Source organism: Eikenella corrodens (assembly GCF_003990355.1).
Lineage (GTDB): Bacteria > Pseudomonadota > Gammaproteobacteria > Burkholderiales > Neisseriaceae > Eikenella > Eikenella corrodens_B.
Map to the genome: position 1 here is coordinate 2,426,525 of NZ_CP034670.1, position 20,603 is coordinate 2,447,127.

The following is a 20,603-nucleotide window of genomic DNA, read 5'->3' on the forward strand; positions in this document are numbered from 1 at the left end:
TTTCCGATAGTCCTAGCACACAAGCACATCATTGCGAAAGTATTGTCCTACCCCAATTTACGTTTACAAATAAAAGGATATTCTATGAATCTATAAGTAGCGATAGATATTAATATTACTAAGGTAAAAATTATTGGGAATACCAATGAAAATGCATTAATCCCAATCTGTATTTTGCCATTATGCATATAACTTCTTAACGCATATAATATTATTCCATGCGTGAGATATATGCTGTAACTAACTTCCCCCAGCTTCCGCAAACCATTATTATTCAAAACTTCTCCATAACTATACCCATTAGCAATAAAAGAAAAAAGTATAGCCGTACCTACCATCTGAATTACAGTATATCCATTAGAAAATACAATAATAAGTATCAGCAAGGTTACTTGAAAAATATCAAATAATATTGTTTTTCTATCTAATATCTCCCGAATTCTTTCTTTAAAATATACAGATGGTAATGCCAACAAAAATAAAAAATACGCATGATAATCTGTTCGTTTCCATATATACAGAAACACTAACAACGATAATGGCAATACTATATACCATTTTGAAAATAATCTTCTATGCCACAATACATACCAGATTGGTAATGAAAAATAGAATCCCCATTCATAAATCAATGTCCAATTAACCCCTGCAATTACTATGCCACTTGGAAAATCTTCAAAATTACCACCAAGAAACAAGAGCCATCGGCGCAACCATTTAAAGAAACCAGGTAGATTTTCTAACGTTAGCGGCCTAAAATATAAAGTTACCAATACAATAAAAATAAATACAAACAAATACAACGGCACAATACGACGAACTCTAGACAAATAAAGTTGCCTCCATAAAATATCACCTTTCTGTACTTTAGAAAAAAATAAATACCCAGTAATTAAAAAGAAAAATGATACGGACACTGCTCCAAAATTATTTAATATTTGCGTTGTTGGTCGCACCCACTCACCCGTTGTATACATAATATAATTAATATAAAAATGATGAACAACTACAGCTGAGGCCAAAACGCCACGCAACCCATCCAGTGGAGAGTTTCTACGGGCAGCATCCCCATCCATAAGATTCATCTTACTTAAAAGGCGCGAAGAAACAAACAATGAAAAAATAAATAATCCCGTCAATATTAAAGATGAGGTTGAAAAATAATTTATATCCATAATATTTAGCTCAAGTATAGGCATCATTACTTAGACATGCTTATATGAACAACTCCATATATAGTGGATTAAAATCGCAATGATACAGCGTTGGCTCGCCTTGATGTACCACCTGTACGCCTTGCGGCTCGCCGCCTTGTCTCATTTTTATTTTAATCCACTATAATAAGAATTAATTTTTTAGCTACAAACCAGTTAAAAATAAAACACCACCATAAGAGGCTACCTGAAACTTTCAGGCAGCCTCTTTAGCTTCCGTGTTATCAGCGCCGATATTCGTTCAACAGCGTTTCCTGCATATCCAGTCCTTCTTCCCCTTCCTGCGCGGTGGCGCGGACATAGCTGCCGTCGGGCTGCATCAGCCAGGCTTTGCGGTTGTCGGCCAGGGCGAGGGTGAGGGCTTCGCGCATGATGCGCTGTTTGATGGCCGGGTTTTCCACGGGGGTGCAGATTTCGATGCGGCGGAAGAAGTTGCGCCCCATCCAGTCGGCGCTGGCGATGAAGAGCTCTTCGCGCCCGCCACTGTGGAAGTAGAACACGCGGGAGTGTTCGAGCAGGCGGCCGATGATGGAGCGCACGCGGATGTTTTCGGAAAGGCCGGGCACGCCGGGGCGCAGGGTGCACATGCCGCGCACGATTAAATCTATCTGCACGCCTGCCCGGCTGGCTTCATATAGGGCGCGGATGATGCCGGGCTCGATCAGCGAATTCATCTTGGCAATGATGCGGGCGGGGCGGCCGGCGCGGGCTTCGGCGGTTTCGGCGGCAATGCGCTCCAGCAACATGGGACTGAGGGTGAAGGGGCTTTGATAAAGCTTGTTGAGCCGCATGGGTTGGCCTAAGCCGGTGATTTCCATAAAGATGGCGTTCACGTCGGCGGTGATGGCTTCGTCGGCGGTGAGAAGGCCGAAGTCGGTGTAGATGCGGGAAGTGCCTTGGTGGTAGTTGCCGGTGCCGAGATGGGCATAGCGTTTCAGGTAGCCCCCTTCGCGGCGGATAACCAGCGCCATTTTAGCGTGCACTTTGTAGCCGAACACGCCGTACACCACATGCGCGCCTGCGCTCTCCAGACGTCGCGCCCAGTTGACGTTGTTTTCTTCGTCGAACCGCGCCATCAGTTCCACCACCACGGTTACCTGTTTGCCCGCATTGGCGGCAGCAATCAGGGCGCGGGCGAGGTCGGAATGGGTACCGGTGCGATAGATGGTCATCTTGATGGCCACCACATCCGGGTCGGCAGCGGCTTCTTGGATAAAGCGCACGGTGGGGGCGATGGATTGGTAGGGGTGGTGCAGCAGCACGTCGTGCTGTTTGAGCACTTCGGGCATGGGCTGGTCTTTGCGCACGTCTTTGGGCAGGCCGGGCGAGAAGGGGGCAAACTTCAAATCGGGCCGGTCCACCATATCGGGCACGGCCATCAGCCGCACCAAATTCACGGGGCCGACCACTTGGTAGAGCTCGTTCGGGCTCAAATTGCATTGCGCGAGCAGGAATTCGGCCACATGCGGCGGGCAGTTGTCGGCCACTTCCAGCCGCACTTCGTCGCCATACTGCCGCTCGCGCAACTCGGTTTGCACGGCGGCGCGCAGGTTGGTGAGGTCTTCTTCGTCCACCGTGAGCTCGCTGTTGCGCGTGAGGCGGAATTGGTAGCAGCCCTCCACATCCATGCCGGGGAAGAGCTTGTGCACATAAGCATGCAAAATGGAGGAAAGCAGCACGAAACCGTGCCCTTCGCTGAGCTCTTCCGGCAGTTTCACCACGCGCGGCAAAATGCGCGGCGCCTGCACCACGGCCATGCCGGAAGCGCGGCCGAAAGCGTCTTTGCCGGAAAGCGATACCACGAAGTTGAGCGACTTGTTGAGCAGGCGCGGGAAAGGGTGCGCCGGATCGAGCCCCAGCGGGGTGAGGATGGGCAACAGCTCGCGGTCGAAATAGCTTTCAATCCAGGCGCGCTGCTGATCCGTCCACTGGCGGCGCGGATAGAAGAAAATGCCCTCTTGGCGCAGCGCGGGAATCAGCTCCTTATTGAACAGCTCGTATTGCTCCTGAATTAATTTTTTGGCCTCGGCCGCCGCGGCCGCCATGGTTTCGGCGGGCGTGGTGCCGTTATCTAGGAGCGTGTGCGGGTTGAGCTGGCTTTCCTTCTTCAGCCAGGCCATGCGCACTTCGAAAAATTCGTCTAAATTAGAAGAAACGATGCACAAAAAGCGCAACCGCTCCAAAAGCGGCACGCCTTCGTCCCGCGCCTGCGCCAGCACGCGGCGGTTGAACGCCAGCAGGCTCAGTTCGCGGCAAAGGATGGTGGGCTGGTTCGGCATAAGGCTACCTGAAAAAGGAAATTGAATGAAAATGCTGTGTAAACAAACAGCTGCTTAGAAGAAATCAGCGCTATAATGGCAATACCGCCATCGGCAAAGCGCCGTGCGCGCCCGCTATAATTAACATAGCAATTATCGTTCCAACCTGCGCCCGAAGACAAGATATAGGCACGAAGCAGGCCGAACGTTTCCACCCGCCACCTTTCGGGAGACCCATTATGCGAACTCTGTTCCTCCTCTGCGCCACCCTCTTCAGCGCCGCCGCAGCAGCCGAAACCAGCGCCCAAATCAGCCTGCAAATCAACCCCTCCGCCGATTACTACTACGGCGGCTACGACAACTACTCCGGCTACTACCCCAGCCGCAGCTACTATTTCTACAACGGCTCCAACCAATACGGCGGCGGCGAAATCCAAACCACCGAGCAATACAGCCGGGGCGGCATCGGCTACACCGAACACCGCAACTGCCACACCAGCGCCGGCTCCACCATCTGCACCGGCAACTGGCGGCCGGTATCGCCCGTGCGCGGTAATATCCAAATCAACTACCGGCACTAAGTGCCCGCAGCGGTAAAAAGGCTACCTGAAAACCATCCTACGTTTTTTCAGGTAGCCTTTATATGGCTTGCACAAAGCCGGCAACTTGTTGCCACACTACGCTTGCTTAATGAAGCAGCCGTAGGTCGGACTTGAGAATCCGATCTACGGCTTTTCAGGTAGCCTGAAAGGGGAAAGGCTACCTGAAAGGGGAAAGGCTACCTGAAAGCGTGGAATTCAACAGAACCCGCGTGCGTGCGTTCCGCACGCACCCTACACACCGTCCAAATAACAGCAAGCAAAAGTAGCAACTGTATTTTTGCCCGACGGGTAAAAAATGCAGTTGCTACCTACTACACAGGCGGACTACGCTTTATTAATAGATCCGACATCCCGTAGCTTCAGCGGCTCGGCAGACAAAATCGTAAATTGCTTGGCTCAGTTCTGCTTCTTCCGGGTGTTTGAATGAAAGATTATCGGGATGTGCCACTTCGTAAGGGGTTGTGTTATGTGGAGCGTAGAATAATTTTGCCTTTCCTATCAACCCTTCTTTTAAGGGGCTATCACTGCCTTCAATAGCAGTGAGCAAACACTTGTAAAATTCATCGGTTACCTTAAATATGCAATTATTTTTTGAGGGTTTCACTTTATCCAAATAACAAAATGACCAAAAGTTGCACATGATGATATCCGCTTTAGAAAAATCCACGCCGTCCATTCTGTTATTCACTTTTTCAGGCGGTATAATCTCGCCTTCACGCAGGTTTCCTATCTTTTCTACCCCGTGAAAAGAGCAGTCGTATAACAGCCCTTCAAAGGTACAGTTTTTCAGATTGGAAGACCAAATAAAGCGCCTTGTGGATCTCTCCGCTAAAGAAACAATTTTCCAATAGTTCGCAGCTGAAATACAAACGGATATTTTTTTTGATTTGGTTAAAGCGGCAGTTCTTTAATGTAGCCCTCATAAACTTCCCGCATTTGTATTTGCAGCCTGCAAAACTACACGACAAGAAAGTAGCGCCACGTCCGCAAATAGCAGGTGTGCTTAAATCAAACACGCTTTCGTCAAAAATAACGTGGTCGATCACGGCGGTGAAACCCTCGGTTTCTTCAATCGCAAAATCCTGCCACAGCGAGCCTGAGAAGTCGGCATAAGACAGGGAGGCATGAATATTTTCTGTTTTGGTTATCCACCTTGTTCCACCCTGTGCAGGAATAGAAACTTCTTCTATTTTCCCTATCAGCTTAATCCCGCGAAAGTCTTGTAAGCCTTCTTCCGTCAAACCGAACGGCGAGACACTTAGGTTTTGGGTAACCGACAATATTTCTTCCAAGGTTGTATAAACATCCCAGCGCCTTTTCAGTTTAATCGAAACAGCCATTTTTTAACCCTTTAGAATAAAAGTTATACAAGTGTAGCATGGGAAAAACAGCTGTAGCATAAACATTTATGCCCATACGGTTTTTCAGGTAGCCTTTTATATTTCCATGCCATCCTCCACCAAGCTATCGGTAAAACCGCTGCCCCATGCTATTGTTGCAATATTGCAGGCGAACCGCACCGCCGCTGCCGTCCAAGCACAGGCCGTTGGCGGCGCTGCGGATGTGGCTGCCCTCGGCAATCCAATGCTGGCTGCGGCTGTTTTGGCAGGCGGTGGCGATGACGGGGCTGCCGGCGTCGCCGGTGGCTTCGGCGCACAAGCCGTTGATGTTGAGGCGCGGGCCGTCGAACATGAATTGCTGGTTGTTGCGCCCGTGGCAGGGCTGGCTGACCAGGTAGGCGGGCATGCCGCTGCGTTCGAGGCTGAGGCAGGAGTTGTCGGCGGCCTGGCGCAGCAGGGTGCGGCGGCCGTTGTTGGGCACGGGGCGGTAGTAGCCATCAAGCGGGGAGCTTTCGCTCATGATGACGGTGGTGCCCGGGACGGCGTCCACGCGCACGGTTTTGTGCACGGTGTGTGTGGTTTCCACAGGCAGATCGAGCGAGAAGAACCGCCCGTTTGGGCCGTCGAGATAGGTGCAGGCGGGGAGGGCGAGCAGGGCAATCAGGAATGGCGGGATTTTCATGGCGGTTCTTTCAGCGGGAGGAGCAGGCTACCTGAAAGCTGCGGGCGGTTTCAGGTAGCCTGTATGCGGTTTACGGCTGCACTTCCACATTGGCGAGTGCTTCGATATCCAACACGATTTCGTCTTGGCTGTCGCATTTTAAGGGGTTTTGGTCGCTGTTGATCACTTCTCCGTTCTTGATGAAGAAGGCATGAGTCTGCCAGCCGGTGTAGCCGCCGTAGCTGTTTTTGGCATTCACGCGGGCACACACCATATAGGAGGGGTAGTAGCTGATCTGCCCGGCGGCGACATATTGGTTTTTATGCACTTGTAGATATTTCCGCGGCCGGGAGAAGCCGCCGTACATCACGGAATTAGGGTCGATCAGGGTTTGGGCGAGGTGGCGCTTGATGAGTTGTTCGTGGTTGCGCGGGTAGCTGCCGTAGTCCATGCGGCGGATTTGATCCATGGTGAGCACGGTGGGTTTGGGCAGGCAGCCGGCGAGCAGGAAGCTGCCCAAGAGGGCGGCGAGAAGGCGTTTTTTCATTTTATATCCTTGTTTGGGATGATGAAATATTAACGGCAGTCGGTGAGCAGCTTGCGCATCAGCCGGCATTCGATGCCGATTTCTTGATTCAGCGGCAGCATGGCTTCGCCAAGGGGGCGGTAGCCGTTGAGCAGGTAGAACGGTTCGGAATTGAGCGAGGCGTAGAGCTTGAGCATGCCCAGCCCGTGTTGGCAGGCCAGCTCTTCGGCGCGGCCGAGCAGGGCGGTGCCGAGGCCTTGGCGCTGCACGAAGGGGTGCACATACAGGGCATCGAGCTGGGATTCTTGCAGATTAAGCTGGAAAAAGCCTTGGATGTGGTGCTTAAATTCGATCACCCACAAGAGCTTGCGTTCGTCTTCGAGGGTGTCGAGGTAGCTGTCGGGGCTGAGCAGGGCAAGCCAGGCTTGCAGCACGGCTTCACTGTAGTTGCGGGCGCAGGTGTAGCGCACGGCGTATTGGTGGGCGTTGTAGATGTGCTCGCAATCTTGGATGCGTGCCGGACGCAGGTGGGTAATCAGGCTCATAACGGGCGGGGGGTGCAGTGAAACTGGCGGAATTATATAGCTTGTCCAATCGAATAACCAATCGGCTCGGGCAATCGGGGATATAATTGAGGCTACCTGAAAGCAGGACTGCCACGCAGTTATAGTGGATTAACAAAAATCAGGACAAGGCGGCGAGCCGCAGACAGTACACACGTTACGGCAAGGCGAGCCAACGCCGTACTGGTTTTTGTTAATTCACTATAAAACGGGCATTGGCTGTTTTCAGGTAGCCTAATCGGAGAAATACCATGCGCAAACTGTTCCCTCATCTGATGGCACCCGCCGCAATAGCGGTGATCGTGAGCTCCGGCGGTGGGTTTGCCAAGCTCGACGGCTGGTTGTTTTGGCTGGCCTTTTCGCTGCCTTGTGGTTTGGTGTGGTACTTCGAATCCCGCCAATCCCACCAGGCCAGCGCCACAGAAATCGTGCTGGCCACGGCTTGGAAATGGCTGCGCCGCCTGCTGGCTTTCTCCTGCACGCTGCTGTTGTTGGCTGCTGCGGCGGCGTTTGCGCTGGGCTTTGTCGGCGGGAGCGGGTGGCAGCGGGTAGGTTTTACCTTGTTCTCGTTGCTGATGGCGTTTCGCCTGGCACATTCCGGCTGGTATGGCGATTCGGGATTGCGCAGTATGCGGTTCGACCGCGAACACTACCGCGAGCAGAAAAAGCGTTATCATTGGCGCATATAGGCGGTCGGGCTACCTATTCTTTTTCAGGTAGCCTTTAAGCCCACATCAAAAGGAATCTTTATGTCCTCTCATCTGAAAAGCTGGCTGGCCGTGTGCCTGCTGCCGCTGTTGCTGGCCTTGTGGTTTGCGCTGAATCCGGCGCACGATGCCACGGGCTATTTGCTGCACGGGGTGGTGATGTGCTGCGCCTGTGTGTTTTTGCTGAAATATGTGCTGTTTGCATTGGTGTCGGCGCATTTGCGCCAGGATGCGGCAGCCAAGCGGTGCGCTTTGCTGCAATTGTTGCCGTTGGCCGCATTCGGCGGCTATGTGGCCTATTATTTTATCCGCTGATTTTTCTTAATTTTTTATTGCGTTAATTCTGATGAACTCTCCTGCTCCTTCCCGCCTTTCCGATAAACAAATGGCGCTGCTTTTGGCCGCAATGGCGGCGGTGATGCCGTTTTCGATTGATACCTATCTGCCCGCCGTGCCGGCGATGGCGGCCAGCTTGGGCGTGGGCGAAACCGATATTCAGCAAAGCCTGAGTATTTTTCTGGTGGGGCAGTCGGCAGGCGTGCTGCTGGGCGGGGTGTTTTCCGATTTTAAAGGGCGGCGGCCGGTGGTGCTGGCCGGGCTGGGGGTGTACCTTGTGGCCAGCTTAGGGCTGATTTTGCTGCAAACCCTGCCGCAGCTGATGCTGCTGCGTATGTTGCAGGCCTTTGGCGCGGGCACGGTGGCGGTGAGCGGCGGGGCGATTGTGCGCGACCACTACGAAGGCCGCCGCGCGGCGCAGATGTTTGCGCTGATTGGCGTGATTATGATGGCGGCGCCAATTTTGGCGCCGATGGTGGGCTGGCTGATGCAGATAATCGGCGGCTGGCGCGCGGTGTTCGGCTTCCTGCTGGGCTATGCCGCATTGGTGTGGCTGTTGCAATGGCGTTTCCTGCCGGCCAACCGCCCCGCCGCCAAGCCGGCGGGTTCGCCGCTCTCGATTATTTTCACGGGCTACCGCAGCGTATTTGGCAAGCCGCAATCGCTCGGGTTTCTGTTTTTCCAGTCATTCAGCTTTTCCTCCATGTTTGTGTTCCTCACCGAATCGCCTTCGGTGTATATGAAGTTCTACGGCCTGAGTAACGGCTGCTACACCCTGCTGTTCGGCCTCAATATCGTGACCATGATTTTCTTCAACCGCATCACCGCCTGGCGGCTGAAAAGCGGCAGCGAGCCGGCCAATATCCTGCTCATCGGCATCGCCGTGCAGTTTTGCGCCAACTTCCTGCTGATGCTGCTCTCCCAATCTATAGCCGTGCCGCCCTTGTGGCTGTTTGCCCCGTTGGTGATGGTGTCGGTGGGCACGCAGGGGCTGGTGGTGGCCAACACCCAGGCCTGCTTTATGGGCTATTTCAAAGCCGAAGGCGGCAGCGCCAACGGCGTGCTGATTTCCAGCCAAGTGCTGATTGCCGCCGCCGTGGGCTTCCTCACCACCCAGCTGCACGACGGCAGCGCGCGCATCATGCCCGCCATGATGCTGGCCTCCACCCTGTGCGGCATCACGCTGCTGTTTGCCCTGTCGCGGCACGTGTGGCTGGACAAAGCCCGGCAGTAAGCCGAAAGGCTGCCTGAAAGCCTCTATATAGTGGATTAACAAAAATCAGGACAAGGCGGCGAGCCGCAGACAGTACACATAGTACGGCAAGGCGAGACAACGCTGTACTGGTTTTTGTTAATTCACTATACATTTTCAGGTAGCCTGTTCCCGCTTAAAATACCGCTTTTTCACTTCACGGCTTTAACACCATGACCGCACAAATCGGCATTGACTTAGGCACCACCAACAGCCTCGTCGCCCAATTCGTCAACGGCGAAACCCGACTGATTCCCAACCGGCTCGGCCACACGCTCACGCCTTCCGTGGTGAGCGTGGCGGATGACGGCACGATACTGGTGGGGCTGGCCGCGCGCGAGCGGCTGCGCACCGCCCCGCAGGCCACCGCCTCCGCCTTCAAACGCTTCATGGGCACCGACAAAATCTTCCGGCTCAACGGCAAGAAATTCCGCGCCGAAGAGCTCTCCGCACTGGTGTTGCGCCAGCTGAAAGAAGATGCCGAAGCCGATTTGGGCGAAGCAGTGCGCGACGTGGTGATTACCGTGCCCGCCTATTTCAACGCCATCCAGCGCCAGGCCACGCGCAACGCCGCGCAGATGGCCGGGCTCAACGCCCTGCGCCTGCTCAACGAGCCCACCGCCGCCGGCTTGGCCTACGGCCTGCAGGAAAAGCCCGACGACACCCGCTTTCTGATTTACGACCTCGGCGGCGGCACGTTCGACGTATCCGTGCTGGATTATTTCGACGGCGTGGTGCAGGTATCCGCCAGCGCGGGCGACAACCACTTGGGCGGCGAAGACTTTGTGCAGGTGTTGCGCCAGCTGTTTCTGGCCAAATGCAAAGAATTGAGCGACGAAGAACGCGCCCGCCTCGCCGACAGCAGCGAGCTGTGGCAGGCCTTGGAAACCGCCAAACGCAGGCTCGGCGAAGAAATGCAGGCCGAAGTGCAGGTGAACGTAGGCAACCGCATGGCCGCCGCCGCGATTACCCGCCAAGAATTCCAAGAAGCCGCCAAACCGCTGATGGCGCGGCTGCGCCAGCCGTTGGAGCGCGCCCTGCGCGACGCCAAGCTGCACCCGAGCCAAATCGACAGCATCATTTTGGTGGGCGGCGCCACGCGGATGCCGGTTATCCGCAACACCATCGCCCAGCTGTTCGGCCGCATTCCCAAAGCCTCGGTCAATCCCGATGAAGCCATCGCGCGCGGTGCGGCGGTGCAGGCCGCCCTGCTGGCGCGCGACAGCAACGTGGAAGAAGTGGTGCTCACCGACGTGATGCCCTTCTCGCTGGGCGTGGAAGTATCCGAACAGCTGCCGGACGGCAGCGTTACGCACGGCATTTTCAGCCCGATTATCGAGCGTAATATGCCCGTGCCCGTATCACGCGTGTCCGGCTATTCCACCATGAACGACCGGCAAACCGCCATCACGCTCCGCGTGCTGCAGGGCGAATCCGTGCTCGCCAGCGAAAACCTCGAGCTCGGCCAGCTCGAAGTGCGCGTGCCGCCGCGCCGCGCCGGCGAAGTGAACATCGACGTGCGCTTCAGCTATGACGCCAACGGCCTGCTGGATGTGGACGTGAGCAACGAAGACCTCAACATCAAAGTCAACCAAACCTTCCGCCACAACAGCATCAACCTGAGCGAAGAAGAAGTGCAGGCCGCACTCGAACGCCTCGCCGCGCTCAAAGTCCACCCGCGCGAGCAGCAGGAAAACATCTATCTTTTGGAAAAAGGCAAACGCCTGTATGAAGAATACCTCGGCGAACAGCGCCAGGCCATCGGCCGCGCCGTAATGCAGTTCGAGCGCACGCTGGAGAGCCAAGACGCCAACGCCATCCGCCACGCGCAAAAAGAATTCGGCGAATTCCTGCGCCACTTCGACGGCGGCTGGCTGCTCTAAGGCCGCCTGAAAACGGCAACCGGGCATTCATGCCCAAACCCGAATGAAAAGCAACAAGCAGGCTACCTGAAAATGAGCAAGGCGAGTTTCGCTAAAACGAGCAAGGCGAGTTTCGCTCGTTTTCAGGTAGCCCCCACACCGCACCGGAACCCATCATGGATTGCTGGCACATCCTGCAAATCGCGCCCACATCAGACGAACGCGCCATCAAACGCGCCTACGCCAAACTGCTGAAAACCACCCGCCCCGACGACGATGCCGAAGGCTATCAGCGCCTGCGCGAAGCGTTTGACGAAGCCCTCGCCATCGCCCCCTATATCGAAAGCGAAGCCGCCCCGGAATGGTCGTTCCCGACAAGCGAACGGCTACCTGAAAACGAACGAAGTGAGTTTCGCCAAAACGAGCAGGGCGAGTTTCGCCAAAACGAGCAAAGCGGATTCGGCCAGGTCTATTCCCATCATGCCTTGCCGCCGTGGCAGGCCGGCAGCCCCGACGAACACCACACCTACGAAGCCTACCGATTTTCAGGTAGCCCCCATCCCGGTGCGGAAGAAAACGAAAGCCTGCCCGAAGCCTTCGTTTATCCATTCGACCCCGATATCGGCGACACCTTTTCAGGTAGCCCCCACCCCTACGGCGGCGACCCCTGCGCCGCCCTGCTGGACGATATCGAAGCCCGCTTCGAGCGCGGCGGCGTCCCCGAATTGGAAGCCGCCTGGCCGCACATCCGCGAACAGCTCGAGCAGCTGCCCCTGGGCGAAACCGAAAACGCCTCCTACCAATTCGCCGACTTCCTGCGCACCCACCAAATCAACGACTGTATGCTGTGGGCACAATGGTCGGACTATTTCGGCTGGCACCGCCCGGATGTTCTCAATCATGTTCTGTCGCCGGCAGAGCTGAAGCAGCTCAAGGAATACCGCAAAGCAGCAGCCAAGCTGGCCAAACACCGTGCCAAAAAAGCTAACCGGCGCCGCAAGCACCTCTCGGCAAATGAAATCATCGCCCATATTGAGGACACGTTCAAACGCAGTGGCGGCAAAGGGCTGATGCGTCTATGGAACAGCATCGCCGCCGAAATCGCCGCCGCCAGCGAAGAAGAGCGCACCCGCGTGTTGGCCTACTTGTCCCAATGGCTGCAACAGCCCTACGGCCTGCCGGAAAAACTGCAGAACCGCTGGCGGCAAGACTACGGCCTTGCCCCGTTCCATTTGGAAACCGACAAACTGCAATACTGGCTGGAAGGCTGGTATGCCGCAGGCAGTAGCAGGAAATTGGCCGAAAAATGGCCGGAAATCCGTGCCCTGCTCAACCGGATGCCCGCAAACGAAAAGGACAAGGCTTCGGCATATTGCGCCGCATTCATCAAGCGGCACAACCTCTCGTCCAGCATAGTGCACACCCAATGGGCGGCCTATTTCGGCTGGCCGGACAACGAAACCCCGCCGATAGAGCCAGGCCAATCTTTTTCAGGTAGCCCCCATCCCGGTGCGGAAGAAAACGAAAGCCCGCCCGAAGCCTTCGTTTATCCGTTCGACCCCGATATCGGCGACACCTTTTCAGGTAGCCTCAATCCCTATGGCGGCGACCCCTGCGCCGCCCTGCTGGACGATATCGAATCCCACTTCGAGCGCGGCGGCATCCCCGAATTGGAAGCCGCCTGGCCATCCATCCGCGAACAGCTCGAGCAGCTGCCCCTGGGCGAAACCGAAACCGCCTCCTACCGGCTGGCCGACTTCCTGCGCACCCGCCAAATCGACGACTGTATGCTGTGGGCGCAATGGTCGGACTATTTCGGCTGGCATCATCCCGACATCCGCAACAACATCTTCACCCCGGCCGAGCTGCAACAGCTCAAGGAATACCGCAGGATAGCGGCCAAGCTGGCCAAACACCGCGCCCAAACGCAGCGCACCCAAACTTTCGTCCCGCCCGTTGGGCAGGCCGCAGCACAACTGCTGGCGCAATGGCGGCAATGGTTCGAGCAAGGCGGCAGTGAAGAGCTGCTGCGCCGCTGGCCGGAAACCAGCCGGATGCTCGACAACGCGCCGCCGCAGGAACATCGTGATGTGGCCGCAGCCTGCCTCGATTTCCTGCACCACAACCAAATCCGCCACCCGCTCTTGTGGGCGCACTTGGCCGACTATCCCGGCTGGCCGCACGCCTTCTTCCAAGAAGTGCGCGACCCGGAAGGCTTGGCGCGGCTGGAAGAATACCGCCGCACCGCCGACATCATTCATCTGTTCGAGCCGGAAGCCGTCGGGCCGAGCGAAGACGGCGGCAAGCCGGAGGAGCGCCTGCCCGTATCCGCCCTGTTCGCCCGCTTCCTCGGCACAACCCCCAGCCTGATGCGCCGCCTGTTTGCCGCCTTTGCCGCCATGCTGCTGTGGCCGGAGTTGTCCGGCGAAGCCAACCGCCGCCAGCGCTGGCTGCTGCACACCTACCGCCCGGCCATACACAGGCGCTACGATTTCTGGCACGGCTGCCGCATTGCCTGGGTGGCAGTTTGCTTCTTGATAGCCATCGTAAGCAGTATAGTGGTGACCGTGGATGTGGGCTGGGACAAGGGCTTTGCCTTAACGGCAGCGGTTTTCATCACGTTCATTGTTACGGCCATGTCTTACGGCATCTACATCATGTGTGCCAGCTTTCTGCTGATACTGCTGCGCCTGCTGTGGCCGAGCATGGAAGGGCGGCTCGTCCGCTTCAAACACTACTCGCCTTGGGGCAAGGCGCTGTATCTGCTTGCCTTTCCGGCGGCGGTGGTGCTCACGCTGCCCGCCTCGCTGGATATGCCGCTGTGGCACGGCAGTGTGCTTGCCTATATGTTGTCGCTCACTTATTACAGCACCTACGACCAGGACGACGGCAGCCTTGTCGTGAAAGACGCATCGGCCTGGTTCAAAGCCTGCCTCTGCATGAGCGGGGTGCTGGGGCTGCCGATAACCTTTCCAATTCTGCAAGGCTATCCGCAATACCTGCTGGCCGCCTCCCTGCTGTGGCTGAATGCCAATCTGTATCTGCTGTTCAACCGCCCCGGTTGGCTGGAAAAAATCGAGAAGCCGATTCGGCAGCTGCTGGCCGGGCAAATCGGCCGCAAACCGTGGCAATGGCTGCTGCTGCCGTTCCGCACCGCCTATGCCGCGCTGCTGTGGCTATTGCTGCTGCCCGCACAGGCGGCACGGCTGGGTACGTCTAAGGAAGACAGCACTTGGGAAATCGCCACCGGCACTTTGTTGCTGCTGGCGCTGCTGCCGAGCGAACTGTCTGCCTATGTGCTGCTCCTGCTCTACCCCGCCGCCATGCTCTCCGCGCTGTTGCGCCATATCGTGCAACGCCTGCTGCTACGCGGCCTGCGGCGCGGCACAGGCAAAACACAGGCTACCTGAAAACCGTCCCGCCCGTTTTTCAGGTAGCCTCTATCCCACCCGCCACACCTCCCTAACCACAACATGTCCGCCTTTATCCGCCTCCGCCTGCACATCCTCGCCCTGCTCGCCCTGGCTGCCGTTATAGCCGGGCAGTTCGGTAGCTTATTCTGGCCGGCCGAACTGTTCAGCCATTTCCTGCCCCACTACGCCGCCGTCTTCATTCTCGCCGCGATTTGGCCGCGCCCGAAGTGGCGTGCACTGTGGCTCGTGTGCACCGCCGCATCTCTTGTGTGGCTGGCTCAGCCCTTCGCCCTGCCCGATGCCCCATCCGGCGGCACACGGCTGATTTGGTACAACGCCCACCTCGACAACCCCGCCGCCGAAGCGGAAAGCGCCGCCCTATTGGCCGAGCAGGCCGACTTCATCGCGCTGGGAGAAATCAATCTCGACAACCCCGGCTGGCAAAGCCTGCGCCAAGCCTATCCGCACGGCTGCCAACACCGCGAACACAGCCCTTTCGCCCTCGCCCTGTGGAGCAAACAGCCGCTGGCCGCCTGCGAAGTGCGCATGATTGGCGACTATCCCTATATCCGCGCCCAAACTGCCGACGGCACTACCCTCTACGCCCTGCACCCGCCGCCACCCATCAGCAGCGAACTGGCCGGGGCGCGGCAGCACTACCTGGCCGAAACCGCCCGCGCCCTCGCCGCCGAACCGCGCGCGCTGGCTGTGGGCGACTTCAACAGCAGCCCGTTTTCCCCGCTGTTCCGCCGCTTCCTGCAAGAAAGCGGCAGCCGTCCCGCCACCCGCTACTTCACGCCCACTTGGAAACCGTTCTTCCTCAATATCGACCACGTCTTAGCCAAAGGCCTAAACGTTTCCGCCCGCCCCTTGCCCTGGCAGCACTCCGACCACCGGCCGCTCTTGGTGGAATACGCCCATCAATAAAGTAAAAACAGCAAAGGCTACCTGAAACCGCCATTTCGTTTTCAGGTAGCCTCCCTGCCCAGCCTTACCGCACATTGTGTGATAGAACACAACAAATCAAGCATTTATAAGGCTTTTAGCTATATTTCCGTTCCGCAATCGTTGCGTTTGAAGCTGATTTTTATCCAACAAAATCAAAGGCTGGAAATTTTTTGCGGAACGGATTTCCTACCTCGGCCATGCCTTGATTAGACCGTCATGCCGTGCTGCACAGTCGTTATACAGATGCACCACCTCCAGCGCCCACGGCAGCATCACCTTGCCCGTAGTGCCGGATAATTCGGGCAGCCTTGGGCAGGGTGTAGCCAAGTCGGCAGGCGGTTCAACGGCGTTCGGCAATGGCGGCGTTGAGGACTGACACCCCGCTTGCATCAGTGCAATCGTCAATATACACAGGCCGCTCGATAATTTTTTGTACCACTTCACGCTGTACCCTCACTTTCTCGTCCCGTTCGGACTTGGTTTGTTGATATTCCACGCTGGCCGCACGGGCGGTTTTTTGATGCTGCTGATGCTGCTCTATCATCTTAGCCGTGATGGCCGCCGTGGCCGCATCGTAGCCCGCGTTATAGCGCGCCCTGCCGTATTGCACTTCGCCGTATATCACGGCCAGTACTGCCACGCCGCCGAGCAGCGGCTTCCAGTATTTCAATATCCATGTCATGGGTATTCCTTTCTTCTCTATGTTTACATCTGCAAACGCTTTCGCTATAATCAGGCAACCTTAACCAATCAGGCAAACAGCATGGGCAAGCACCCCGACAAACATATCCGAGCCGCATTGGCTTATGCCGAGCGGCACGGCTGGGCGGTTGTCCCGTCCGGTAAGTCCGCCCATGCATTTTGCCGCCTGCGCTGCCTGCAAGGGCATACCGAACACCAAATGAGCGTGTGGAGCACGCCGCGCAACCCGGAAAACCATGCCAAACAAATCATCCGTAAAGTAAACGAATGCCTGCCCGAACAGGAGTAAGCCATGAATACCTACCATTTCAGCATCCTCATCCGCGATACCGACCTGCACAATTTGGAAGACCGCCTGTATGAAGCGGGCTGCGACGATGCGCTGCTGTGCTTCTACAACCAAACCCCGTATCTCGAATTCGACCGCGAGGCCGAGAGTGCCGAGGCCGCCGTGCGCAGCGCCTTAGACAACATCCGCGCCGCCGGATTCGGCAATTTGGTGTTGCAGGAATCCGGCGTGGCTACCTTGTCCGAGATGGCCGCCCGCGCCGGGCTGACCCGCGCCGCCCTCTCCAACTACGCCACCGGCAAGCGCGGCGGCGGTTTCCCCGCGCCAATGTACGGGGTGGGCAGCGGCTCCGCCCTGTATTCGTGGCCGGAAGTAGCCGGCTGGCTGCACCGGCACGGCCAGCTGTCGCAGGCGCAATACGACATTGCCCATGTGGCCGGATAGTTTCAGGTAGCCCCTTGCACTCGCAGGGGGTTTTGTTTACGCCTCGTTCCTGCTCAGCTTCCCGTCGCTCTGCAACAGCGGCAGCGTATAGCGCCCTTCGGCGGGGTAAGCCGGCTTGCCGTCTTTGTTCGGCCACAGATAGGCCACTGCGCGGCTCTTGGCAAACGGTTTGATATTGACCGCATCGCCCTGGTTGCCACCCAGCACCATCAGGTTGCCCTGCTTGTCCTGCCCGACGACAAAGCCGACATGCCCGCCACCCTGCCGCTCGAATACCACGATGCAGCCATACGCAGGTTTCGCCAAACGGGTAGCGCCGTTTACCCAGGCTTTCGCCCGATACCATTCTTTCGCAATATCCCTGCCGGCTGCCTGCAAACAGTGGCCGACAAACGTTCCGCACCACGGCGTTTTGGTGTCGCTCCACCAGCCTTTCAAAGCCCGTACCCACAAGGGGATAGTCTTTAAGCCGCGCGCATCCCGTTCGTGCATGCCGATGTATGCCCGTGCTTCCGCAATCCATGCTAATTCCGTCATTTCGTTTCCTTTCCCATTTTCAGATAGTCTTTGCCTTTGCGCCGCAATATCCCGGCCAGCAAATGGATACGGTGCGAGCGCAGCATGAAGTAGGCTGCCGCCGCCACGTTGAACATAACCTCCGTCCAATGGTGCAGCTGCCAGTTGCCCGCCGTGTGGCCGATAACCGCAATCGAGCCGCCGACTAGGAAACTATGTATCCAGTAATCAGGCTGTTTGGCCGTCCAGCGTTTCACGGAGAGCGAGCAGGCGGAATAAACGAATATCGCCGCCATTGCCGCTACGTTTGCCATCATCAGCCCCAAGGTAATCATTTCCGAGCTCATCTTCTTCTGCCTCCCCATTTGTCAATCCAGCCCGCCCACAAACGGCGCAGGCCGTCGTTCAAGAGCGGGGTAGCCCAAGACCAGCCCAGCCCGATTAACATCGGCACGGCAGCCTTGAACACCTCCCGCTCCAGCCCCAAACTCAAGGCCAGATAAGCCATAATCATCGGCGACAAAGACCCGGCCAGCAGCATACTGGTGATGATGACCAGCATGCCGTTCTTGCGGCTGCCCGGCTCTTTCAGGCCGTGATGCAACGCCCCGGCCACCGCGCCCAATACCAGGGCTTCCAACGGCATTCCGGCCAGCGTGCCGCTCAAGCCAATCATGCCCATATTCAGCACATGGCCGGATGCGTTAGATGTTTCCAACGGTGTCATTTTTCCTCCCTTCCATTCTTGCAATCACCGCCAAATCGTTCGGGCTAAAACGCCAGCTTTCCGCCAGCCCCAAAGCCTTGCCCGCCCATTCGCTGCAAAACCAGCGGCGGCGGTTTTCAGGTAGCCAGAACACCACGCCGAACGCGCCGGGCAGGTCGTAGCCTTGGCCTTGGGTTTCCTGCCATAAGCTATGCAGCCGCTCGCCCACACTGTCCGGCAGCTCAATCAAATCCCACTTGTCCGATGGCAGCGGCATGATTTTCCTGCGTACACCTTTATCCCGCAGGCTGGCGGAATAGCATTCATATTCCTGCCCGTCTGCCGTTTCAGGCAGCCTGACGGCAAGCTCACAATGTGAGTACCGCCCGCGTGTCAAGATACGAGTCAGCCCATCGGTAAACCGTGCCGCCCACACCTTCAGCCCGGTGCCGCCACGGTGGCCGTGATACAAAGCCAGGTAAATCATTTGCCCACCTCGCCCAGCTTGTCGGCAATCGGCTTAATCTCCGCCAAGATTTCCGCTGTGCGTTTCTCTACTTCGGCGGCAGTCTTTAGCCCTTTCAGTTCAAACTTACGCATCCGCAATGCGCCCAGTTTGCCCATCACCATGCGCAGGTTGTCGGCTTGGGCAATGATGATATCGGTCGCTTCGCAGGCGGTTTTCCCGGCAGGCTTGGCAAAGGCTGCTACTTGCATCGGCGCTTCCCCTTTGCAGCCGCCGGCCTTGTAATCGCGGGCTTGTTGTTCGCGCACTTCATATTCCGGCTGGAAGCGGGTAACGTGGCGGTAGGCTTCATCCACTAGGTTGTTAATCGCATCCGTGCCTTGGTCGATGGCTTCGGCCAAGAGTTGGGAAGCGGCGGCTTTATCTAACGTCCATTCCTTGCCGTCCCATTGGTGCAGATGGCTGGGGGCTTTGGAAGTCAGCACAGGCTTGCCGTCTTTGCCCGGCATAATCACTTGGCCTTGCGATTGCCCGACCAACAGCGCGGCGTGTTGTTCATCGGTAATCCACACCGCATCTTCCGGCCACTCTGTATGGATGGTGGAGTCGTAAAACCCCCCTGTTGATTTTGAGTAATAGTGCATGGTGTATCTCCCCTAGTAACCGATGGCAAACCAGTAAAAGCCTTTTAAATCCGCAGCGGACGAACCCTGAAAAGCCATTGCATTAAACATCGCATCAAAGCCGGTAGGTTTGAGCGTACCAACCGGGATAGTTATGTCTAGGTTTACCGAGCCTTTACGCCCATCACTCCACACCGTAACCTGCGTATTCAGGCATTTATTCGGGAATGCTACCGGGAAGGTAACGGTATAAGGCCCTTCACCCGGCCAGCCAGAAGCTACCTTGCCCCATTGCAGTATTAAGCCGTTTGGCAATTTCAGGTAGCCGTTGTCCGCCTTCTGTGCCGGGAACGCCCCAGCCACGGCTTGAGAGACCGACTGTGCCAGCGCCGTATCCCAGTCACTGATCTGCGCGGCAGTGTGCGTATGGCTCGCCGGAGCCTTCCCGTCAGCCGCCTGCTTCGCCGCCGCTGCTTCATCCTTGGCTTCGCCGGCGGAACTGGCGGCGGAAACTGCTTTGTCATATGCGATTTTTACCGCCTTAGAGGTGGCCGCCACATCTTCGCGCGTGCTATTTACCGCCGAGCTAAGTTCCACCCCGCCCAAGTTCGGATTGGCTTTAATAAGAGCTAGTAGTTTTTTAAACTCATCGCTGGTCAGCAACCGCAATGCTTCAGGTAGCGAGCGGGATAATTCCACAATCTGCCGCCCCAATTCCTTACCTGCAATGCTGTCTGTCGCCGGCACCTGCGGCGTGCGTTCCTGCAACTCCATCAACTGCTGAATCAGCATCGTCAGCCGGTCATGTACTGCGTTCAGCACGTCAGGATAAAACCCGCCCTGATTAGTTAAATCCACCTGCTGCAATGGGCGCACGTTACTCAACACCACTGCCTTGCTGCCGATCGGCAATGGGGTGTCCAGTTGTACAGTGCCGCCGGGCTGAACATCCTGGTTGGCGTTCAGCGATACCGTGCAGCCATGCCCGTGCGACAAGGTGCGTTCCACCCCGTTTTCATTTAGCACCACTGCAATTTCAGTCGGCAAAAACACCTTGAAACCAAACGACAGGTGGCGGCTGATGCCATCGCCCAAATACACATCGCTGCGCCTGCTTTCGCGTTCAATCGTCATAAAGAAATACCCTCCGGAGTTACCGTGCCTATGGTAACGCC

The 20,603-nt window shown here is 56.6% G+C and carries 24 protein-coding genes; 9 read left to right on the forward strand and 15 right to left on the reverse strand.

Translation table 11 applies throughout. From position 1 onward, the window contains the following. Positions 1–47 precede the first annotated feature (47 nt). Both ELB75_RS12265 and ppk1 read right to left on the reverse strand, forming a co-directional pair. Positions 48–1,175, reverse strand: coding sequence for an acyltransferase family protein (locus ELB75_RS12265; RefSeq protein ID WP_206501463.1), 1,128 nt, complete (start codon positions 1,173–1,175; stop codon positions 48–50). A 263-nt stretch (positions 1,176–1,438) separates the two neighbouring features. Next, complete coding sequence (gene ppk1, locus ELB75_RS12270; RefSeq protein ID WP_126984134.1) at positions 1,439–3,493, reverse strand: polyphosphate kinase 1; 2,055 nt, start codon at positions 3,491–3,493, stop codon at positions 1,439–1,441. 218 nt (positions 3,494–3,711) lie between these two features. Here ppk1 and ELB75_RS12275 point away from each other — a divergent pair, with 218 nt between their 5' ends. After that, positions 3,712–4,053: a hypothetical protein gene (locus ELB75_RS12275; protein WP_126984135.1), complete on the forward strand. Its 342-nt coding sequence runs from the start codon at positions 3,712–3,714 to the stop codon at positions 4,051–4,053. A gap of 355 nt (positions 4,054–4,408) precedes the next feature. On the opposite strand, the gene ELB75_RS12765 is transcribed toward ELB75_RS12275, so the two are convergent. The 5 genes from ELB75_RS12765 to ELB75_RS12295 form a co-directional block, all read right to left on the reverse strand. Then, positions 4,409–4,750 (reverse strand): hypothetical protein, encoded by a 342-nt coding sequence (locus ELB75_RS12765; RefSeq protein ID WP_206501464.1) that lies wholly within the window; start codon positions 4,748–4,750, stop codon positions 4,409–4,411. 94 nt (positions 4,751–4,844) lie between these two features. Further along, positions 4,845–5,414, reverse strand: a complete 570-nt coding sequence (locus ELB75_RS12770; protein ID WP_206501465.1) for a hypothetical protein — start codon at positions 5,412–5,414, stop codon at positions 4,845–4,847. Between the two features lie 124 nt (positions 5,415–5,538). Further along, the gene (locus tag ELB75_RS12285) at positions 5,539–6,096 is read right to left on the reverse strand and encodes an RICIN domain-containing protein (RefSeq protein ID WP_126984136.1); all 558 of its coding nucleotides are present in this window, start codon (positions 6,094–6,096) and stop codon (positions 5,539–5,541) included. 70 nt (positions 6,097–6,166) lie between these two features. Continuing rightward, a complete protein-coding gene (locus ELB75_RS12290; protein WP_126984137.1) occupies positions 6,167–6,622 on the reverse strand; it encodes a hypothetical protein in 456 nt (151 codons plus the stop codon). Positions 6,623–6,651: 29 nt separating this feature from the next. Then, positions 6,652–7,146 (reverse strand): GNAT family N-acetyltransferase, encoded by a 495-nt coding sequence (locus ELB75_RS12295; protein WP_126984138.1) that lies wholly within the window; start codon positions 7,144–7,146, stop codon positions 6,652–6,654. Between the two features lie 269 nt (positions 7,147–7,415). Between ELB75_RS12295 and ELB75_RS12300 the strand changes: the two genes are divergently transcribed. From ELB75_RS12300 to ELB75_RS12325, 6 genes are all read left to right on the forward strand, one after another. Further along, on the forward strand, positions 7,416–7,853 hold the full coding sequence (locus ELB75_RS12300; protein WP_126984139.1) for a hypothetical protein: 438 nt from the start codon (positions 7,416–7,418) through the stop codon (positions 7,851–7,853). Positions 7,854–7,913: 60 nt separating this feature from the next. Beyond that, entirely contained in the window at positions 7,914–8,186 is a 273-nt protein-coding gene (locus ELB75_RS12305) for a hypothetical protein (protein ID WP_126984140.1), read from the forward strand. Between the two features lie 70 nt (positions 8,187–8,256). After that, positions 8,257–9,441: a multidrug effflux MFS transporter gene (locus ELB75_RS12310; protein WP_126984309.1), complete on the forward strand. Its 1,185-nt coding sequence runs from the start codon at positions 8,257–8,259 to the stop codon at positions 9,439–9,441. A 191-nt stretch (positions 9,442–9,632) separates the two neighbouring features. Beyond that, entirely contained in the window at positions 9,633–11,342 is a 1,710-nt protein-coding gene (locus ELB75_RS12315) for a molecular chaperone HscC (RefSeq protein ID WP_126984141.1), read from the forward strand. A gap of 155 nt (positions 11,343–11,497) precedes the next feature. Further along, positions 11,498–14,731: a J domain-containing protein gene (locus tag ELB75_RS12320; RefSeq protein ID WP_164726904.1), complete on the forward strand. Its 3,234-nt coding sequence runs from the start codon at positions 11,498–11,500 to the stop codon at positions 14,729–14,731. Positions 14,732–14,794: 63 nt separating this feature from the next. Continuing rightward, positions 14,795–15,661, forward strand: a complete 867-nt coding sequence (locus ELB75_RS12325) for an endonuclease/exonuclease/phosphatase family protein (RefSeq protein ID WP_126984143.1) — start codon at positions 14,795–14,797, stop codon at positions 15,659–15,661. A gap of 207 nt (positions 15,662–15,868) precedes the next feature. On the opposite strand, the gene lysC is transcribed toward ELB75_RS12325, so the two are convergent. Together lysC and ELB75_RS12330 are read right to left on the reverse strand one after the other, a co-directional pair. Beyond that, complete coding sequence (gene lysC, locus ELB75_RS13310) at positions 15,869–16,072, reverse strand: Rz1-like lysis system protein LysC (protein WP_080543231.1); 204 nt, start codon at positions 16,070–16,072, stop codon at positions 15,869–15,871. After that, positions 16,023–16,364: a hypothetical protein gene (locus ELB75_RS12330; protein WP_126984144.1), complete on the reverse strand. Its 342-nt coding sequence runs from the start codon at positions 16,362–16,364 to the stop codon at positions 16,023–16,025. Before ELB75_RS12330 ends, lysC begins: the two co-directional genes overlap by 50 nt. Positions 16,365–16,445: 81 nt before the next feature. Between ELB75_RS12330 and ELB75_RS12335 the strand changes: the two genes are divergently transcribed. Both ELB75_RS12335 and ELB75_RS12340 read left to right on the forward strand, forming a co-directional pair. Next, positions 16,446–16,673, forward strand: coding sequence for a hypothetical protein (locus tag ELB75_RS12335; RefSeq protein ID WP_126984145.1), 228 nt, complete (start codon positions 16,446–16,448; stop codon positions 16,671–16,673). 3 nt (positions 16,674–16,676) lie between these two features. After that, entirely contained in the window at positions 16,677–17,117 is a 441-nt protein-coding gene (locus ELB75_RS12340; protein WP_126984146.1) for an XRE family transcriptional regulator, read from the forward strand. Between the two features lie 36 nt (positions 17,118–17,153). Here ELB75_RS12340 and ELB75_RS12345 read toward each other — a convergent pair whose 3' ends face one another. The 6 genes from ELB75_RS12345 to ELB75_RS12370 are packed head-to-tail and all read right to left on the reverse strand — an operon-like array spanning position 17,154 to position 20,562. Next, complete coding sequence (locus ELB75_RS12345) at positions 17,154–17,654, reverse strand: TIGR02594 family protein (protein WP_126984147.1); 501 nt, start codon at positions 17,652–17,654, stop codon at positions 17,154–17,156. Then, a complete protein-coding gene (locus ELB75_RS12350) occupies positions 17,651–17,980 on the reverse strand; it encodes a hypothetical protein (protein ID WP_126984148.1) in 330 nt (109 codons plus the stop codon). The genes ELB75_RS12345 and ELB75_RS12350 overlap by 4 nt, the downstream gene beginning before the upstream one ends. Further along, positions 17,977–18,360, reverse strand: coding sequence for a hypothetical protein (locus tag ELB75_RS12355; RefSeq protein WP_126984149.1), 384 nt, complete (start codon positions 18,358–18,360; stop codon positions 17,977–17,979). The genes ELB75_RS12350 and ELB75_RS12355 overlap by 4 nt, the downstream gene beginning before the upstream one ends. Then, entirely contained in the window at positions 18,338–18,826 is a 489-nt protein-coding gene (locus ELB75_RS12360) for a hypothetical protein (RefSeq protein ID WP_164726906.1), read from the reverse strand. The genes ELB75_RS12355 and ELB75_RS12360 overlap by 23 nt, the downstream gene beginning before the upstream one ends. After that, positions 18,823–19,449 carry a hypothetical protein gene (locus ELB75_RS12365; RefSeq protein WP_126984150.1) on the reverse strand — a complete coding sequence of 209 codons (627 nt, stop codon included), beginning with the start codon at positions 19,447–19,449 and terminating at the stop codon, positions 18,823–18,825. The genes ELB75_RS12360 and ELB75_RS12365 overlap by 4 nt, the downstream gene beginning before the upstream one ends. A gap of 12 nt (positions 19,450–19,461) precedes the next feature. Further along, positions 19,462–20,562 carry a gp53-like domain-containing protein gene (locus tag ELB75_RS12370; protein ID WP_126984151.1) on the reverse strand — a complete coding sequence of 367 codons (1,101 nt, stop codon included), beginning with the start codon at positions 20,560–20,562 and terminating at the stop codon, positions 19,462–19,464. Positions 20,563–20,603 lie beyond the last annotated feature (41 nt).

What these genes read in the sequence shown, in the direction of transcription:
- ELB75_RS12265 (WP_206501463.1), bottom strand. Translation starts at nt 1,175, where the DNA reads ATGGATATAAATTATTTTTCAACCTCATCTTTAATATTGACGGGATTA.
- ppk1 (WP_126984134.1), bottom strand. Translation starts at nt 3,493, where the DNA reads ATGCCGAACCAGCCCACCATCCTTTGCCGCGAACTGAGCCTGCTGGCG.
- ELB75_RS12275 (WP_126984135.1), top strand. Translation starts at nt 3,712, where the DNA reads ATGCGAACTCTGTTCCTCCTCTGCGCCACCCTCTTCAGCGCCGCCGCA.
- ELB75_RS12765 (WP_206501464.1), bottom strand. Translation starts at nt 4,750, where the DNA reads ATGGACGGCGTGGATTTTTCTAAAGCGGATATCATCATGTGCAACTTT.
- ELB75_RS12770 (WP_206501465.1), bottom strand. Translation starts at nt 5,414, where the DNA reads ATGGCTGTTTCGATTAAACTGAAAAGGCGCTGGGATGTTTATACAACC.
- ELB75_RS12285 (WP_126984136.1), bottom strand. Translation starts at nt 6,096, where the DNA reads ATGAAAATCCCGCCATTCCTGATTGCCCTGCTCGCCCTCCCCGCCTGC.
- ELB75_RS12290 (WP_126984137.1), bottom strand. Translation starts at nt 6,622, where the DNA reads ATGAAAAAACGCCTTCTCGCCGCCCTCTTGGGCAGCTTCCTGCTCGCC.
- ELB75_RS12295 (WP_126984138.1), bottom strand. Translation starts at nt 7,146, where the DNA reads ATGAGCCTGATTACCCACCTGCGTCCGGCACGCATCCAAGATTGCGAG.
- ELB75_RS12300 (WP_126984139.1), top strand. Translation starts at nt 7,416, where the DNA reads ATGCGCAAACTGTTCCCTCATCTGATGGCACCCGCCGCAATAGCGGTG.
- ELB75_RS12305 (WP_126984140.1), top strand. Translation starts at nt 7,914, where the DNA reads ATGTCCTCTCATCTGAAAAGCTGGCTGGCCGTGTGCCTGCTGCCGCTG.
- ELB75_RS12310 (WP_126984309.1), top strand. Translation starts at nt 8,257, where the DNA reads ATGGCGCTGCTTTTGGCCGCAATGGCGGCGGTGATGCCGTTTTCGATT.
- ELB75_RS12315 (WP_126984141.1), top strand. Translation starts at nt 9,633, where the DNA reads ATGACCGCACAAATCGGCATTGACTTAGGCACCACCAACAGCCTCGTC.
- ELB75_RS12320 (WP_164726904.1), top strand. Translation starts at nt 11,498, where the DNA reads ATGGATTGCTGGCACATCCTGCAAATCGCGCCCACATCAGACGAACGC.
- ELB75_RS12325 (WP_126984143.1), top strand. Translation starts at nt 14,795, where the DNA reads ATGTCCGCCTTTATCCGCCTCCGCCTGCACATCCTCGCCCTGCTCGCC.
- lysC (WP_080543231.1), bottom strand. Translation starts at nt 16,072, where the DNA reads ATGCAAGCGGGGTGTCAGTCCTCAACGCCGCCATTGCCGAACGCCGTT.
- ELB75_RS12330 (WP_126984144.1), bottom strand. Translation starts at nt 16,364, where the DNA reads ATGACATGGATATTGAAATACTGGAAGCCGCTGCTCGGCGGCGTGGCA.
- ELB75_RS12335 (WP_126984145.1), top strand. Translation starts at nt 16,446, where the DNA reads ATGGGCAAGCACCCCGACAAACATATCCGAGCCGCATTGGCTTATGCC.
- ELB75_RS12340 (WP_126984146.1), top strand. Translation starts at nt 16,677, where the DNA reads ATGAATACCTACCATTTCAGCATCCTCATCCGCGATACCGACCTGCAC.
- ELB75_RS12345 (WP_126984147.1), bottom strand. Translation starts at nt 17,654, where the DNA reads ATGACGGAATTAGCATGGATTGCGGAAGCACGGGCATACATCGGCATG.
- ELB75_RS12350 (WP_126984148.1), bottom strand. Translation starts at nt 17,980, where the DNA reads ATGAGCTCGGAAATGATTACCTTGGGGCTGATGATGGCAAACGTAGCG.
- ELB75_RS12355 (WP_126984149.1), bottom strand. Translation starts at nt 18,360, where the DNA reads ATGACACCGTTGGAAACATCTAACGCATCCGGCCATGTGCTGAATATG.
- ELB75_RS12360 (WP_164726906.1), bottom strand. Translation starts at nt 18,826, where the DNA reads ATGATTTACCTGGCTTTGTATCACGGCCACCGTGGCGGCACCGGGCTG.
- ELB75_RS12365 (WP_126984150.1), bottom strand. Translation starts at nt 19,449, where the DNA reads ATGCACTATTACTCAAAATCAACAGGGGGGTTTTACGACTCCACCATC.
- ELB75_RS12370 (WP_126984151.1), bottom strand. Translation starts at nt 20,562, where the DNA reads ATGACGATTGAACGCGAAAGCAGGCGCAGCGATGTGTATTTGGGCGAT.